This is a genomic window from Ruegeria sp. YTSA219 (assembly GCF_059609985.1).
The window spans coordinates 120,156-135,811 of record NZ_JBXWMT010000002.1 but is presented as its reverse complement, the minus strand read 5'-3'; the positions used below and the strand labels follow the sequence as shown (position 1 = coordinate 135,811).

Genomic DNA, 15,656 nt, shown 5'->3' with positions numbered 1-15,656 from the left:
CGCGCGCCTTATTTTCGGCGCTAAACGGGCGGTGAGGCGGACATGGCAAGTTACGATTACCCGGGGCAAATGCGCCCCGAGCAGATGCATTATACGAATCAAGCTCATCCTCAGGATGGGTATGACCTCCCTAATGACTTGCACGGATATGACGAAACGCCCCATCCCGCGGGTTTGGGTCGTATTGTTAGTGCTCTAGGTGCCGTTGCATCATTGGCGCTGGTCGCTGGCATCGGTGTTTGGGGTTACAATTTGGTAATGCGCGATGTGAGTGGCGTGCCGGTTGTTCGGGCCTTAGATGGACCAATGCGTATTCAGCCGGATAGCCCGGGTGGCACCCCTGCGGATCATCAGGGTTTGGCCGTGAACACGGTTGCGGCAGTGGGCACAGCAGCGCCGCCTGCTGATCGGCTGATCCTTGCACCGCGCCCGGTTTCCCTGACAGATGAAGATACTCCGGTGGCACCGTTGCAACCGACACCTGCCGTACATGTGGTCCAGGAAAACGTCTCTGACCGGACGGCCACACAGATGCGCCAGGGCGCGGTTGATGCACTGGTTGCTGAACTGGCGGGAGAGGCGGAAAATTCCGATCAGGTTGGCGAGCAAAGTTTTCAGTTGGCCTCTTTGACCATCCCCGAGGAAGAGCCTGCTATTGATCCGGCTGATCTGGCTGCATCGCAACCGGACCCAGAACTGGCGGCTTTGCCTGGTGTGCGCCGGTCGCTGCGCCCGGTCCTGCGCCCCGCTGGCGGTGTGCGCAGCGCAATTACGTCAAACAGCACTACCGAAGACGCGATCAACGCGGCGGTCAAAGCTGCGGTCGGCTTGGATGTAGATCCTGAAACTCTGACCAAGGGCACCCGTATGGCCCAGCTTGGCGCCTATGAAAATTCGGACGTCGCGCGCTCGGAATGGGATCGCATGAATGGACGATTCGGGGATTATATGGATGGAAAACAGCGTGTTATACAAAAAACCTCAAGCGGTGGGCGGACTTTCTATCGTCTTCGGGTTCTGGGGTTTGACGATCTGAGCGACTCGCGCCAATTCTGTGCCGCTTTGCAGGCCGAAGGCGCTGATTGCATTCCGGTTGCCGCGCGGTGAATTTCGGCGCAGTCATTACCGACGCTGAAGGTCTGCGCCTGACGCCTGATGAGAAAAAACTGTTCCGAGAGATGAACCCATTAGGGTTCATTCTGTTTGCCCGTAATATCGAGTCTGCGGATCAGGTGCGCGCCCTATGCGACGATTTCCGCGAGGCTGTGGGGCGAAACTGCCCGATCACTGTTGATCAAGAGGGTGGACGCGTGCAACGACTGCGCACACCGCTGGCACGGGAATGGATGCCGCCGCTGGATCACGTGGCCCAGAGCGGAGAGCAGGCCGAACGTGCCATGTATCTGCGCTATCGTCTGATTGCGAATGAACTGTTCGAGCTTGGGATCGACAGCAACTGCGCCCCCATGGTGGATCTGGCCCGGAACGAGACGCATCCGTTCCTTAGAAACCGCTGCTATGGGTCTGATCCCAAAATGGTTTCCCGGATCGGTCGTGCGGTTGCCGAGGGGCATTTGGATGGCGGTGTATTGCCGGTGCTCAAACACATGCCGGGTCATGGTTTGTCCACGCTGGACAGCCATCATGACCTTCCCCATGTCGATCTGACGCAAGAGGACCTGACCGAGGCCGATTTCGGCCCGTTTCGGGATTTGAACGATCTGCCGATGGGGATGACGGCGCATCTGGTCTATGACCGGATTGACCCTCAACCTGCTACGATTTCTCGGACCATGATCAGCCTGATCCGCAAAACGATCGGGTTTGGCGGGCTGATCATGACGGATGATATCTCGATGAAGGCCCTCAGCGGAAATCCAGAAGAGATTGCCAATCAGGCGCTAGCTGCAGGGTGCGATGTGGTTTTGTACTGCAACGGCTCTTTTGATGCCCGTGCTAGGGTGCTGAGCACCGCCGAAAAGATGTCCGAACAGGCACAGAAACGCGCTGAACGGGCGTTGGCGATGCGCAAAGCCCCGCAGGAACTTGACATCCAAGCCGCCGAAGCCGAACTTTCTCGCCTAATGGGCGGGCAGGTGTATGTCGGATAATCTTTTTAGCGAAGACCCCGTCTCGGTCGCGGATCGCCTTGCGGCAGAGGCATTGATCGTAGACGTCGACGGGTTTGAAGGTCCGCTCGATGTGCTGCTGATGCTGTCCCGCACGCAAAAGGTTGATCTGCGCAAAATATCGGTTCTGGCGCTGGCGCAGCAATACTTGTCCTTTGTTGAAAAGGCACGGGCGCTGCGGATCGAACTGGCCGCCGACTATCTGGTGATGGCGGCATGGCTGGCCTTTCTGAAATCGCGCTTGCTGCTGCCTCCGGATCCGAATGACGAAGGCCCCTCGGGCGAAGAACTGGCTGCGCATCTGGCATTTCAGCTCGAGCGGCTTCAGGCCATGCGCGATGCTGCCGCCCGATTGATGGGGCGCGATCAGCTGGGGCGTGATTTCTTCAAACGCGGGCAGGGCGAGGATGTCACGCGCATCCGCACCGTGACCTATTCCGCCACTCTGCTGGACCTGATGCAGGGCTATGCCCGCATTCGCACCCGTGATGAATTCCGCCCCTTTGTCATGGACCGTGACGCCGTATTCACGATGGAACAGGCGCTGGAACGTATGCGCCCGCTGATCGGCTTTGCCGGGGCCTGGACGGATATGGAGACCTATCTGCCCGAGGGCTGGGATGCCGACCCGGTGCGCAGGCGGTCCGCGACGGCGGCTACTTTTGCGGCCTCACTTGAGTTGGTGAAAGAAGGACATATGGAAATTCAGCAGAGCGAAACTTTTGCTCCGATACAACTACGCAAGAGGACCCAATCCCGTGACTGACGCGCCTCAGGAAGAAGGTACCGGCACCCTGTTCGAAGCTCCGCCTATGGCCGAACAGGAACGCATGGTTGAGGCCGTGTTATTCGCCAGTGCCGAGCCGGTGACGATTGCCGATCTTGAAGTGCGGATGCCCCATGGCAGCGACGCGTCACAGGCGGTGGAAATGCTTAAGAAACGCTATGAAGGGCGTGGTGTTCGTGTGGTTCAGGTTGGTGAATCCTGGGCCATTCGCACTGCCCCAGACTTGGGTTTTCTGATGCAAAAAGAAACGGTTGAAACCCGCAAACTCAGCCGGGCCGCGATCGAAACGCTGGCGATCGTGGCATATCACCAACCCTGTACACGTGCCGAGATCGAAGAAATTCGCGGCGTATCGGTCTCGCGCGGGACCATCGACCAACTTTTGGAGATGGAGTGGATCAGACTGGGTCGTCGTCGCATGACGCCGGGCCGTCCGGTGACTTTCGTGGTGACTCCGCAGTTTCTGGATCACTTTGGGCTGGAGAACGCCAGGGATTTGCCGGGGTTGAAAGAATTGCGCGCTGCCGGTTTGCTGGAGAACAGACCGCCTCCGGGAACGATCCCACTGGGAGAGGGGCAGGAAGACGAAGATCAAACCGAACTGTTCGAGGAAGAGTGATCACGCGGCCCTTTTGTTGCCGCACAAATCGACTATTTAGAAGCCTGGAAATCGGAGTTGAGCAATGAATGCCAATCGTATCATTGACATGATTGTGCGACAGGTCATGCGGCGGCTTGTCACCAAAGGGGTGGACAAGGGGTTCGACATGGCCAGCCGCGTGGGCCAGAAGTCGGGGCAAGAGCAGCCGCCGCACGAGAGCTCAGGTGCCTCTGATCAGCTGCAGGCGGACGGAAACCGCCAGCGTCAAAACATGCGTCAAGCCCAGCGAGTGGCCAATCAGATGCGCCGGTTTATCCGGTTCTGATCAGGTTACCGCTTTGAAGTGCTTGGACAGTTTCAATCCTTGTCCCTGATAGTTCGAGGCGATGCCTGCACCATAAAGCTGCGTGGGCATTTCTGACATCCGCTCGTACACCAGCCGCCCGACGACTTGGCCGTGCTCCAATACAAATGGGGCCTCGTGACAGCGGACTTCCAACACTCCGCGTGATCCTTCGCCACCTGCGGCGGCATGGCCAAAACCGGGATCGAAGAAACCGGCATAATGCACCCGGAATTCCCCGACCATCGCCAGATAAGGGGCCATTTCAGCCGCATACATCGGCGGGATATGCACCGCCTCGCGGCTGACCAGAATGTAAAACGCACCGGGGTCGAGGATGATGCGCCCATCGGTGGTACGCACCTCTTCCCAATATTCCTGCGGGTCGTATTCGCCGATCCGGTCCAGATCAATGACACCGGTATGAGGTTTGGCGCGGTAGCCCACCAAATCGGTGTCGGGCAGCCGCAGGTCCACCGAGAACCCGAGCCCGTCTTGAATGACAGCGGGGCCATCGACCAGCGGGGATTCGGCGTGCAGGGCGCTTAGATCGGTATCGCTCAGCACGGCCTGTCCCTGCCGGAACCTGATTTGGTTCAGCCGCATTCCCGGACGCACCAGAACCGAGAATGAGCGGGGGCAGATCTCGGCATACAAGGGGCCGGTATAGCCTGCAGGCACCCGGTCAAACTCGGTCCCGCCATCGGTGATCGTGCGCGTCAGAAGGTCCAGCCGCCCAGTCGAGCTTTTTGCATTGGCGGCCGCGCTCAGCCCCTGGGGCAGGGCCAGCGATTCCATCAACGGCACTAGATAGACACAGCCCTTTTCCAGCACAGCACCTTCAGAGATATCGATGCGGTGCATCTCAAATTCCGACAAACGTTCGGCTACGGTGCGACCTTCGCCTGCCAGAAACGAGGCACGTACCCGGTAAGCAACTGTACCTAAACGCAAATCAAGGCTGGCGGGTTGAATCTGGGCGGGGATGACCTCTGGGCTTGCGGTAATCTCACCGCGCGCGATCATCGCCTCTATCTGCTGGTTCGGGCATACGCCGGTCATTCCGATCCCCCCTGATGCCAGAGCGGGATCTGGCCTGTGTGCCATAAACGTCGGTGTGATTTGGTCGGGCTAGCAGGACTCGAACCTGCGACCTTCCGTCCCCCAGACGGACGCGCTACCAGGCTGCGCCATAGCCCGACGTTGAGGTGTTCATAAAGACTTTCCCGGCGGGGGCAAGAGGAAATCATCGCCTTTTTTCTTATCCCGCCGATCGGTTTTCTATTCGGTTCAACACGCTGCGCAGCTCTTGCGCGATGGGTGCTATCTGGCTGAGCAACTGGTCATCGAATGCGTCTCGGGTCCAGGCCAGTGTCGCGATCCCACCCAACAAGGGCGAGGCGTCGGGATAAGACGGCTGGGCTTGGGCCGCAGGCTCAGCTTTTGGCGGAGCGGGGGCAGGGGTCGGTTCGGGTTTTTGCGCGTCGCCAAGATCTAGATGTATCTGCTCATGCGGGGGGGCTGGCTTGGCCGTGAATGGCACAACGACATTTGCATCGGGTGCGGGTTCAAGATGTGCCATTTCATCCAGGCCCTGGGACACTGAAGAAACATGCGCCACGCCCTGTTCACGCAAAATGCGCTGTACGCCTTTGATGGTGATCCCATCTTCATGCAAAAGCTTCTTGATGCCGCCCAGCAGGCGCATATCGTTGGGGCGATAATATCGGCGCCCACCGGCCCGTTTTACCGGTTTCACCTGATTGAAGCGGCTTTCCCAGAATCGCAGAACATGCGGCTGCACACCCAACCAGTCCGCAACTTCACTGATGGTGCGAAAGGCGTCTGGGGACTTGCTCATATTCGTGCCGTCCTGATCTTATTTGCGGTTCCCTGCGGCGACGCGATCTTTCATCAGATGCGACGGGCGGAAGGTGAGAACACGGCGAGGCTGAATTGGAACTTCTTCGCCTGTCTTGGGATTGCGGCCGATACGAGCTGTCTTGTCCCGAACACTGAACGTTCCAAAAGATGAGATCTTCACCTGTTCACCGCGCACCAATGCGTCGGACATATGGTTCAGAACGCTCTCGACCAGTTGCGCGCTTTCATTGCGTGAAAGGCCAACTTCACGAAATACGGCCTCGCTCAGATCCATTCGGGTCAGTGTTTTGTCGCTCATGCCAATTCCCCTGTTGCTATCAGAGCATAGGGTCAGGGCAAATTCGCTGTCAATATCAATGAATTGCGGGCGAGTGTGTAAGCTGAATTGCGCTTGTTACCACCGCAAGAGGACTGAGCCCCAGGCCAATCCACCTCCGATTGCCTCTGTGACCAGCAGATCACCCTGTTTGAACTGCCCACGCTGTTTCGCAACAGACATTGCCAGGGGAATAGATGCGGCCGAGGTATTTCCGTGGTCCTGCAGGGTAACGACAACGTGTTCCATAGGAACGCCCAATTTCTTGGCTGTGCCCTGAATGATTCTAATGTTTGCCTGATGCGGTACGATCCAATCCACATCTTCATGGCTTAGCCCAGCCTTCTCGAGGCAGGTTTCTGCGGTAGAGGTCAGACGTTCAACTGCCTGCCGAAACAGCTGGTTTCCTTTCATCCGCAGATAGCCTGTGGACTGGGTCGAGACGCCTCCATCCACATAGAGCAGGTCCTTATAGCGCCCGTCCGAGTTCAGGTCGGTTGCCAGAATGCCCCGATCGTCCGAGGTTCCTGCGCCCTCATGCTGTTCAAGGATTATTGCCCCGGCGCCGTCGCCGAAAAGCACGCAGGTCGACCGGTCGGTCCAGTCCATGATACGAGAGAACGTCTCGGCGCCGATGACCAGCACGCGTTTGGCCTGGCCTGACACGATCAGCGCATTGGCATTGGTCATGGCATAGACGAATCCGGCGCAAACCGCCTGTACGTCAAAGGCGAAGCCTTTGGTCATGCCAAGCTGCGATTGAACCATTGTTGCGGCAGAGGGAAACGTCAGGTCAGCGGTCGATGTTGCAAGAATAATCGCATCAATATCATCTGCCTCCAGACCCGCATCGACCAGTGCGGCACTGGCAGCCTTTGTAGCCATAATCGAAGTGGTTTCGTCTTCCGCTGCAAAATGCCGGCGTTCGATCCCGGAACGTGTCCGTATCCACTCATCAGACGTATCGAGCGTTTCTTCGAACTCGGAATTCGGGACGATGCGCTCTGGCAAATAGTGCCCGACACCAACTATAATTGAACGGCCTGCCATGCTGGGGTACTGCCTTTTTTGTTATTCACCGGCCTTCGACGGCGTGTCTGCGGCATCTTGTGCAAGCTCGGCTGTCGATGCAACCCGTGCTGCCAATTTTTCGGCGAAGCCGGACTCGGCCAGGGTAAAGGCCAGCTTTACAGCGGCTGACACGCCGGTCGAGTCTGCACCACCATGTGATTTGACGACGGTTCCGTTCAGGCCAAGGAAAACCCCACCATTCACGCGCCGAGGATCAATTCGTTTCTTCAACCGCTGCAAAGATGTGATTGCAAGGATCGAGGCCAGTCGTGAGAGCGGAGAATATTTGAACGCCTCGCGCAGAAGATCTCCGATCAGGCTGGCTGTGCCTTCTCCGGTCTTGATGGCGACGTTGCCTGTAAACCCGTCTGTTATAATGACATCGGCTTTGTCTCCCGGGATGTCGCTGCCTTCGACAAAACCCACAAAGTCAAAGCTGGCCTGATCCGCAAAATCCGAGATCATGCCATGCGCTTCTTTTAGCTCGGCGCGCCCTTTATGTTCCTCGGTGCCCACATTCAAAAGGCCGATCCGTGGACGTTCCAACGCCATGCCGTTTCGGGCATAAGAGGCACCCATCAAAGCATATTGCAGCAGGTCCTTGGCGTCCGCGCGCACATCGGCGCCTACGTCCAGCATTACATTGAAACCCTGCGGATTGCGCGAGGGCCACAAAATAGCGATTGCCGGGCGGTTTACCCCCGGCAGCTTACGTAGACGCATCATCGACAGGGCCATCAATGCGCCGGTGTTGCCACAGGAGACCGCGCCATGGGCTTCACCCTGACGTACTGACTCCAGTGTGGACCACATCGAAGTTTGCTTACCGTGCCGGACGACCTGGCTGGGCTTGTCCTCCATCGTGACCACATCGGGACAATCACGAAAAACGACGCGCCCGTTCAGGACACGCCGTTTTGCGACAAGTTTGCGCAACATGGCCTCAGGCCCGTGCAAGATGAACGCGATATCGGGGTTCTTATCCGCCGATTTGGCGATCCCCGCCACAACAGCAGCGGGCCCCGAATCTCCGCCCATTGCGTCAACCGAGATGGTAATCCGTCCGGCGTGCGTGGGCTGTTCTGTCATGCTTGGCCTGCGCTTTTAGGGCTTAGGCCGCGTCTTCGTCCAGGTCGATTTCGTCGGCCTGAGCGACGACTTCGCGGTCATCATAGTGGCCGCAGGACGCGCAGACGTGGTGCGGGCGCTTCAGCTCACCACAGTTGGCGCATTCGTTCGGGTTTGCAGCAACCAGAGCGTCGTGCGCGCGGCGGTTGTTGCGACGCGACTTGGAAACTTTGTTCTGTTGGACAGCCATGGTCTCAACCTTTGTCTACTAAGGGCCGGCAGATTCGCTGCGGGCCAGGTTTCATTCTTCGTTTTTCTCGTGGTTTGACGCGCGTTTAGGGGACGGGCCCCGCGATGTCCAACCCAAATTCCGATGAGCGCGCGAAAATACTGCGATTCTCAGCATGTTCAAGCGATTTTTCTGAGCGCCTGCTATGACAGGATTTCAGGCCCGTGTCACTCGTCTTTTTTCAGTGCATCGCGCAGCCCGGCCAAGCCCGCAAAGGGTTTGACATCTTCATCCGTTATTGCCTGTTTGCCGGGTTCGGTAAAGCCCGCCTGTTCCAATTCGGCACCTTCTTTCCGGGGATACTGGGGCAGGGCAAGCGCCAGCGCTTCGGACATGACCTCGGTCAGAACGATTTCGGTCCCTAGCGGCTCAGATTCGTCACCTTCCGGGATTTCGAACTCTTCCTCGTCAGGGTTTGTCCAATCTGACAGAAACATCCGGGTCACCGGAATGTCGATCCGCGTGGTAACCGGTGTCAGCGTCACGACACAGGGTTGAATCACGGTTGCCCCCAGTTTTCCTGAAAGCGCCCAATCACGCTTTCCATGCGCACGCACCTCGCCGACAAAACTCAGCTTACGTAGCCCAAGCAGGCTCAACTCGTTCTTTAAGACATCCAACTCCTGTGCGTCAGGGCGAATTTCAAAGGGCGTCGGTGCGTTCTGAGGCAGGTCGGCGACCCTTAAAGATGTCTGGTTGCTCATACGTGGCCCTTTCGTGTGTTGAACCGGGGTGGCGGTTTGATGTAATCGGATAGGGGCCGCACGGTCCCAAGGCAAGAGGGTGTGAATGTTGAAAGTTATGAGCAGGTTGAAACCAGCGTCCAGAACGCTCGTATTTGCGGCCTGTCTGACCGCTGCTGGTGCGTGTGCTCCGGTCTTCAAGAAACACGGATATGTCCCCACAGCCGAGGACCTGGCCGAAATTCAGGTGGGTGTAGATACACGTGAAAGCGTACTCGAATCCGTTGGCGCGCCCAGTACTTCAGGCGTCGTTCGCGATTCCGGCTTTTATTATGTGACATCACGCGTTCGTCATTATGGTCCGAAACGACCGAAAATCGTCTCGCGCGAGCTTGTGGCGATCAGCTTCGATGACCGAGGTGTCGTGCGCAATATTGAACGCTTTGGCCTTGAGGATGGAAACGTTGTGACGCTGGATCGTCGTATTACCGAATCCTCAGTTCAGAACCGTGGGTTCTTGCGGCAGCTGCTTGGCAATATCGGCAACTTCAACCCGGCAAACATTCCTGGCGCGACCAACTAATTCATAGTCACGTCTTGTCAACTTCACAGGGCGGTCACAAATCCTGTGTTATTGACCCTGCAAGACGAAACAGGTCAGCAACCCAGGAGGATGCGACCATGGCACTATTGCTCGGCAAGGGCCGGTACCGTGCGCGTCAGGCGCAAACACCGCAGGATGTTGCGGCGGCACAGTGTCTTCGAACACTGGCTTTCGGGACTGATCAGGTGGATCAGGATGAGTTCGACAGCCGTTGTACGCATATTCTGGTCGAGGATATGCGTGCCAACGGTAAACTCGTGTGCTGCTTTCGCTTGTTGATGATGGAGCGCGGGGCCGAGATTGGCCAAAGCTATTCCGCCCAGTTCTATGACCTCTCGGCACTTGAAGGGTTTAAGGGGCGTATGGTCGAGATGGGGCGCTTTTGCGTGCATCCTGGTCGAAACGACCCAGACATTCTGCGTGTTGCCTGGGGGGCGATGACTGCATTTGTCGATCAGAATAATGTTGAGATGCTGTTTGGCTGCTCTTCGTTTGCGGGTACAGAAACGGCGGAATATCTTGATGCTTTTGCGATGTTGAAACATCGCCATCTGGCCCCGAAACGCTGGTTGCCACGGGTCAAGGCCCCAGATGTTTTCCGGTTCGCCGCGAGATTGCGTCGGCGCCCGGATGCCAAAAAAGCCATGATGCGCATGCCCCCTTTGCTGCGTACTTACTTGATGATGGGCGGCTGGGTCAGTGACCACGCAGTCGTTGACCGTCACATGAACACTTTGCATGTCTTTACCGGCCTCGAAATCTGCGCCATTCCGCCCGCACGTAAACGTTTGCTGCGGGCCGTTGCCGGGTAATCGCCGTTGACGGCTCGACGCTGCGGGGTTAGCTGGCGGGCATGGCAAGAATCCCTTTATTGCAGATGTCCGGCATTTCCCTGACTTTCGGGGGCGATCCGGTTTTTTCAGACCTTGATCTGGTGGTTCAACCAGGCGACCGCGTCGCTCTGGTTGGGCGGAACGGATCCGGCAAGTCAACTTTGATGAAGGTGATGGCCGGTTTGGTGGAAGCGGACAAGGGCGAGATTGTAATTCCCCCGGGTAAGTCAGTCGGTTACATGGAGCAAGACCCCGGAATGGAAGGGTTTGCTACGCTCGGCGACTATGCCTCCAGCGGGTTAGAGCCGGGTGAGCTTTACAAAGTCGAACGCGCAGGCGAAGGGCTGAAATTCGACCCGGCGCGCGCTGTTGAGACGGCCTCGGGCGGTGAACGCCGCCGTGCCGCGCTGGCCAAGCTGATGGGCGAAGCCCCGGATTTGATGCTGCTGGACGAGCCGACCAACCATCTTGACATCGAAGCCATCGCCTGGCTCGAGCGTGAGCTGGGATCGACACGGACGGCCTATGTGCTGATCTCACACGACCGTGCCTTTCTGCGCGCCTTGACCCGCGCGACGCTATGGATCGATCGTGGGGCGGTCCGACGGCAGGAGCAGGGGTTTACGGCATTCGAGGCTTGGCGCGACAAGATCTGGGAGGAAGAGGACCAGCAACGTCATAAGCTGAACCGTCTGATCAAGTCCGAGGCGCGATGGGCCGTCGAGGGCATCAGCGCCCGTCGCAAGCGCAACCAGGGTCGGGTCCGCGCCTTGCAGGACCTTCGATCTGAAAAAGCCGCACAGATAAAACGTCAGGGTTCGGCCGCGATGACCCTTGAGTCTGGACCAAAATCAGGGCGAAAAGTGTTTGAAGCCAAAGGCCTATCCAAGTCTTTTGGTGATCATCAGATCGTGCGCAACTTTGACCTGTTGGTACAGCGGGGCGACCGCGTGGCCTTTGTTGGCCCAAACGGCGTCGGCAAGACAACATTGCTGAAAATGCTGTTAGGACAAGAGAACCCGGATGAGGGGTCGGTCACGCTGGGCACCAATCTTGAGATTGCGGTTTTCGACCAGACCCGCGCGCAGCTGGACCCCGAAATGAGCCTTTGGGACAGCCTGACCGGTGACCCCGAGATGCGTGTTTCCGGCAAGGCGGATCAGGTGATGGTCGGCGGCCAACCCAAGCATGTGGTCGGCTACCTCAAGGAGTTTCTGTTTGACGAGGGGCAGGCCAGAGCAGCCGTTAAGTCACTGTCCGGTGGGGAAAAAGCTCGTTTGCTGCTGGCAAAGCTGATGGCCAAACAGTCGAACCTGCTGGTATTGGACGAACCGACCAACGATCTGGATGTGGAAACACTGGATCTGTTGCAGGAACTGCTGGACGATTATGACGGCACCGTTTTGCTGGTCAGTCACGACCGGGATTTCTTGGACCGTGTGGCCGCAACGACCATCGCGATGGAGGGTAACGGCCGTGCAACCGTCTATGCCGGGGGGTGGTCGGACTACCTCGCTCAGCGCGGCGAGGTGGCTGATAAGAAAGAAGTAAAAACAAAAGCTTCCAAGCCAAAGGTAAAGCAAGAGGCGCAGCCGAAACTGGGGCTATCATTTTCAGAGAAACACCGTCTTGAGAAATTGCCTGCCGAGATTGAGCGGCTTGAGGCGGAAATCAGAAAGCTTGAAGAGCTGATGTCCGATCCCGAGCTTTTCAGCCGTGAACCTGTTAAGTTTCAGAAAGCGACCGAGGCTTTGGTCGAGCGGCAGGAAAAGCTGGCCGCAGCCGAGGAAGAGTGGCTGATCCTCGAGGAAAAGGCCGAGGGCGCCTAGATCAGCTTTCGGGCTGTGGCCGGCTATCCGACCACAGTTCATTTGAGCGAGCTGTTTTCATCGGTAGGTGATCAGCCACGCTCAGCGCATTCGCAGCGCGCCGTCGATACGGATGACCTCGCCGTTCAGGTAACCCATTTCGACGATGAACCCGGCCAGTCGCCCGTATTCGCGGGGGTCGCCAAGGCGCACAGGGTTGGGAACGTCAGAGGCCAGTTGTTGCTGCACCTCTTCGGGCAGACCGGCCAGCATCGGAGTCATAAAGATTCCGGGTGCGATGGTCATCACGCGGATACCGGACGCGGCTAGATCCCGTGCCATGGGCAGTGTCATACCCACCACACCGCCTTTCGAAGCGGCATAGGCAGCCTGACCCTTTTGCCCATCAAAGGCGGCAATTGAAGCCGTGTTGATGATAACCCCACGCGCGCCATCCGGTTCTGGGTCGTTCTTTGCCATTTCCGCGGCTGCAAGGCGTGAAACGTTGAATGTACCCACAAGGTTGATGTCTATCGTGCGCTGAAATGCATCAAGCGGGTGCGGGCCATCCCTGCCTACGGTTTTCATGCCAACCGCGATCCCGGCGCAATTCACTGCCGCGTTGATCGCTCCCATCTTCTCGCGGGCATGGGCGATGGCCGCGGCCACGGATGTTTCATCGGTTACATCCGTCTGGGCGAAATGCCCGCCAATTTCTGTTGCGACCTGGCTGCCTCGGTCCACATCCCGGTCCAGAATGGTTACCTGTGCATTGTTTTCTGCAAAAAAGCGGGCCGTTGCCTCACCCAGCCCCGAGGCGCCTCCGGTGACAATGGCTGCGGTGGTCGATAGGTGCATCTGGATCTCCTTCCAAAAGATATGAACATACGTTCATTTAATATCAGCCAAGGGACAGTGTCCATAGGGGGGCGTCGGGCAGGCGGCCCTTCCTCAAGGCTTTCTCAGGTCAGCTTCAGGCGTTCTTAATGTTGAAATCTCAAATCGACACTGAACGCAATCGAGCGTCTGGGTGGCGCATTTGAGGAGGACAAACTATGCGAATTGGAACCAAATCAGGGCTTTCCGCTTTGGTTGCCGCTCCGTTTCTGGGGATTATGGCGGCTGGAAGTGCGGCCGCTGCACCAGAGGTCTGCAACTGGAAAACGGCGCGGAATGCTGCAAACAGCGGCGATTATGCGACCATGTGTGAGTGCACGCAGGTAACCCCCAGCTTTCTGGAGCGCTTGCAGAAACGTGCGGATTTCGAAACCACATTGCGAAACACATCCGCGCAATGCCCGGGGTTGGCCGCCTTGTTGACCGACTTTCCGACAGCATCAATCGTAAGCGCGGCAAATGCGGGCGAAGACCGCAGTTCGGACCCAAGCCGTCCGGTCACGCCGGTTGGCGGCGGTGGAACAGGGTCCGGGGGGTCGGGCGGTAACGGTCCCGGCAACGGCGGTGGCGATGATCCGGGTGGCGATAACCCGGGCGATGATCCGGGTAACGGTGGTGGGGATGATCCCGGTGACGACAACCCAGGTGATGACCCCGGCAATGGAGGTGGCGATGGCCCCGGCAAACCTGGAAATGGCAATGGTCCCGGCAAAGGGGGCAATGGTCCGGGTAAAGGCGGTAACGGCCCCGGAAATGGCAATGGAAACGCTGGGAACCCCGGCAATGGCGGGGGCAATAATGGCGGCTCTGGCCCCGGCACCGGAAACGGTGGAGGTAACAACGGCCACGGCGGAGGTCACGGTAATGGCGGCGGCGGCCATGGAAACGGCGGAGGCAAAGGGGGCAAGCGATAAGCCTGCAAGTGACGGATTTGCTCATGCAAAACAGAAACGGCCACCCAATTAGGTGGCCGTTTTTCTTTCAGAGGTCTTAGTTAACCCAACTGAACCAGCGCGTGCCGTTTCTTGCCGGCGCTTAGTTTGATTGGCGAGGACAAGGCGCCTGCGTCGATCATCAATCCCGCGTCTGTTAAAGAAGCGTCGTCCAGTTTGGCGCCGTTTTCTGCAATCAGGCGCTTGGCCTCTTTGCCAGATTTCGCCAGGCCAGACTGTACGATCAGTTGCACGATGGATATCGGCAAGTCTGCTTCGCCGACCGTTAGGGTCGGCAGATCGTTCCCGACGCCACCTTTTTCGAACACTTCGCGAGCGGTGGCCTCGGCGTTTGCCGCAGCCTCGGCCCCGTGCAGCAAGGAGGTGACCTCGTTTGCCAGGCGGATCTTGGCCTCGTTGATCTCGGACCCCTGCAATGCGCCAAGGCGGTCACACTCATCCACAGGCAGTTCGGTGTACAGCTTAAGGAACCGCCCAACATCCGCGTCGGTGGTGTTGCGCCAAAACTGCCAGAACTCATAGGGTGAGCGCATCTCGGCATTCAGCCAGACCGCACCGTCTTGCGATTTGCCCATCTTCTTGCCATCGCTGGTGGTCAGCAGGGGTGAGGTCAGGCCATAGATCTCGTTATCCAACACGCGACGGGTCAGGTCGATACCGTTGACGATATTGCCCCACTGATCGCTACCGCCAAGCTGTAGGACACAGCCATAGCGACGGTTCAGTTCAAGGAAGTCATAGGCCTGCAGGATCATGTAATTGAATTCGAGGAAGGACAGCGATTGCTCGCGGTCCAGCCGGGATTTCACCGATTCAAAGGCCAACATCCGGTTGACCGAGAAATGCCGGCCGATGTCGCGCAGGAAGTCGAGGTAATTTAGGTCGTCCAGCCACTCTTCGTTGTTCAGCATCAGTGCTGCGTTTTCTGCGTCGCTATCATAGTCGATATAGGCGGCAAACACCTTTCTGATGCCTGCGATATTGGCGTTGATCTGGTCCGGGCCCAGCAGGGGGCGCTCATCTGACCGGAAGGACGGATCGCCCACCTTCGTGGTGCCGCCGCCCATCAGGGTGATCGGCTTATGACCTGTTTTCTGGAACCAGCGAAGCATCATGATCTGGATCAGGCTGCCCACATGTAGGGACTTTGCCGTTGCATCAAACCCGATATACGCCGACTGACACCCGCTGATCAGCGCCTCGTCAAGGCCCTGATAATCGGTGCAGTCAGCCAGAAAGCCGCGCTCGATCATCGTGGCGATGAAATCCGATTTGGGGTGGTAGGTCATATCGTGCCCTTTGGGTTAATGTTGCGGGGCAGTGTATAGGCGGTGGGGCTGACAAGGAAAAGGCACCTTGTCCAAGAAAAACACGCGGCTTATGTGATCTG

18 protein-coding genes and 1 tRNA gene are annotated in these 15,656 nt (G+C 57.9%); 9 read left to right on the top strand and 10 right to left on the bottom strand.

Annotated features, from left to right (window positions below):
• The first annotated feature begins 42 nt into the window (after positions 1-42).
• From AC2FFB_RS03720 to AC2FFB_RS03700, 5 genes are all read left to right on the top strand, one after another.
• A complete protein-coding gene (locus tag AC2FFB_RS03720) occupies positions 43-1,107 on the top strand; it encodes an SPOR domain-containing protein (protein ID WP_281971960.1) in 1,065 nt (354 codons plus the stop codon).
• Positions 1,104-2,111: a beta-N-acetylhexosaminidase gene (gene nagZ, locus AC2FFB_RS03715; RefSeq protein ID WP_496874511.1), complete on the top strand. Its 1,008-nt coding sequence runs from the start codon at positions 1,104-1,106 to the stop codon at positions 2,109-2,111. Before AC2FFB_RS03720 ends, nagZ begins: the two co-directional genes overlap by 4 nt.
• A complete protein-coding gene (locus tag AC2FFB_RS03710) occupies positions 2,101-2,895 on the top strand; it encodes a segregation and condensation protein A (protein ID WP_142633343.1) in 795 nt (264 codons plus the stop codon). Before nagZ ends, AC2FFB_RS03710 begins: the two co-directional genes overlap by 11 nt.
• A complete protein-coding gene (gene scpB / locus AC2FFB_RS03705) occupies positions 2,888-3,535 on the top strand; it encodes an SMC-Scp complex subunit ScpB (RefSeq protein WP_281994496.1) in 648 nt (215 codons plus the stop codon). Before AC2FFB_RS03710 ends, scpB begins: the two co-directional genes overlap by 8 nt.
• A gap of 64 nt (positions 3,536-3,599) precedes the next feature.
• Positions 3,600-3,842 carry a hypothetical protein gene (locus tag AC2FFB_RS03700; RefSeq protein WP_142633348.1) on the top strand — a complete coding sequence of 81 codons (243 nt, stop codon included), beginning with the start codon at positions 3,600-3,602 and terminating at the stop codon, positions 3,840-3,842.
• Here the strand turns inward: AC2FFB_RS03700 and AC2FFB_RS03695 are convergent, their stop codons facing one another.
• From AC2FFB_RS03695 to AC2FFB_RS03660, 8 genes are all read right to left on the bottom strand, one after another.
• Positions 3,843-4,922 carry a 2'-deoxycytidine 5'-triphosphate deaminase gene (locus AC2FFB_RS03695; protein WP_496688338.1) on the bottom strand — a complete coding sequence of 360 codons (1,080 nt, stop codon included), beginning with the start codon at positions 4,920-4,922 and terminating at the stop codon, positions 3,843-3,845.
• Between the two features lie 61 nt (positions 4,923-4,983).
• Positions 4,984-5,060: transfer RNA gene (locus AC2FFB_RS03690), tRNA-Pro, on the bottom strand.
• Between the two features lie 61 nt (positions 5,061-5,121).
• Positions 5,122-5,721: a MerR family transcriptional regulator gene (locus AC2FFB_RS03685; RefSeq protein WP_496688336.1), complete on the bottom strand. Its 600-nt coding sequence runs from the start codon at positions 5,719-5,721 to the stop codon at positions 5,122-5,124.
• Between the two features lie 18 nt (positions 5,722-5,739).
• A complete protein-coding gene (gene ihfA / locus AC2FFB_RS03680; RefSeq protein ID WP_037316145.1) occupies positions 5,740-6,042 on the bottom strand; it encodes an integration host factor subunit alpha in 303 nt (100 codons plus the stop codon).
• Positions 6,043-6,138: 96 nt separating this feature from the next.
• A complete protein-coding gene (locus AC2FFB_RS03675) occupies positions 6,139-7,110 on the bottom strand; it encodes a beta-ketoacyl-ACP synthase III (RefSeq protein ID WP_281994500.1) in 972 nt (323 codons plus the stop codon).
• Between the two features lie 21 nt (positions 7,111-7,131).
• Positions 7,132-8,220 carry a phosphate acyltransferase PlsX gene (gene plsX, locus AC2FFB_RS03670; RefSeq protein WP_142633356.1) on the bottom strand — a complete coding sequence of 363 codons (1,089 nt, stop codon included), beginning with the start codon at positions 8,218-8,220 and terminating at the stop codon, positions 7,132-7,134.
• Positions 8,221-8,242: 22 nt separating this feature from the next.
• A complete protein-coding gene (rpmF, locus tag AC2FFB_RS03665; protein ID WP_037316137.1) occupies positions 8,243-8,449 on the bottom strand; it encodes a 50S ribosomal protein L32 in 207 nt (68 codons plus the stop codon).
• A 206-nt stretch (positions 8,450-8,655) separates the two neighbouring features.
• Positions 8,656-9,192: a YceD family protein gene (locus AC2FFB_RS03660; RefSeq protein WP_281994501.1), complete on the bottom strand. Its 537-nt coding sequence runs from the start codon at positions 9,190-9,192 to the stop codon at positions 8,656-8,658.
• 85 nt (positions 9,193-9,277) lie between these two features.
• Here AC2FFB_RS03660 and AC2FFB_RS03655 point away from each other — a divergent pair, with 85 nt between their 5' ends.
• The 3 genes from AC2FFB_RS03655 to AC2FFB_RS03645 all read left to right on the top strand — a co-directional run bounded on the left by AC2FFB_RS03655 (position 9,278) and on the right by AC2FFB_RS03645 (position 12,437).
• Positions 9,278-9,754, top strand: coding sequence for an outer membrane protein assembly factor BamE (locus AC2FFB_RS03655; protein ID WP_142633360.1), 477 nt, complete (start codon positions 9,278-9,280; stop codon positions 9,752-9,754).
• A gap of 98 nt (positions 9,755-9,852) precedes the next feature.
• Complete coding sequence (locus AC2FFB_RS03650) at positions 9,853-10,587, top strand: GNAT family N-acetyltransferase (RefSeq protein ID WP_496688333.1); 735 nt, start codon at positions 9,853-9,855, stop codon at positions 10,585-10,587.
• 41 nt (positions 10,588-10,628) lie between these two features.
• The gene (locus AC2FFB_RS03645) at positions 10,629-12,437 is read left to right on the top strand and encodes an ABC-F family ATP-binding cassette domain-containing protein (protein WP_496874510.1); all 1,809 of its coding nucleotides are present in this window, start codon (positions 10,629-10,631) and stop codon (positions 12,435-12,437) included.
• An 81-nt stretch (positions 12,438-12,518) separates the two neighbouring features.
• On the opposite strand, the gene AC2FFB_RS03640 is transcribed toward AC2FFB_RS03645, so the two are convergent.
• Positions 12,519-13,274: a 3-hydroxyacyl-CoA dehydrogenase gene (locus AC2FFB_RS03640; RefSeq protein WP_496712903.1), complete on the bottom strand. Its 756-nt coding sequence runs from the start codon at positions 13,272-13,274 to the stop codon at positions 12,519-12,521.
• 197 nt (positions 13,275-13,471) lie between these two features.
• On the opposite strand from AC2FFB_RS03640, the gene AC2FFB_RS03635 reads away from it, so the two are divergent.
• Positions 13,472-14,227 (top strand): hypothetical protein, encoded by a 756-nt coding sequence (locus AC2FFB_RS03635; RefSeq protein WP_496712905.1) that lies wholly within the window; start codon positions 13,472-13,474, stop codon positions 14,225-14,227.
• A gap of 80 nt (positions 14,228-14,307) precedes the next feature.
• Here AC2FFB_RS03635 and tyrS read toward each other — a convergent pair whose 3' ends face one another.
• Positions 14,308-15,555: a tyrosine--tRNA ligase gene (gene tyrS / locus AC2FFB_RS03630; RefSeq protein ID WP_496693431.1), complete on the bottom strand. Its 1,248-nt coding sequence runs from the start codon at positions 15,553-15,555 to the stop codon at positions 14,308-14,310.
• Positions 15,556-15,656: the final 101 nt, after the last annotated feature.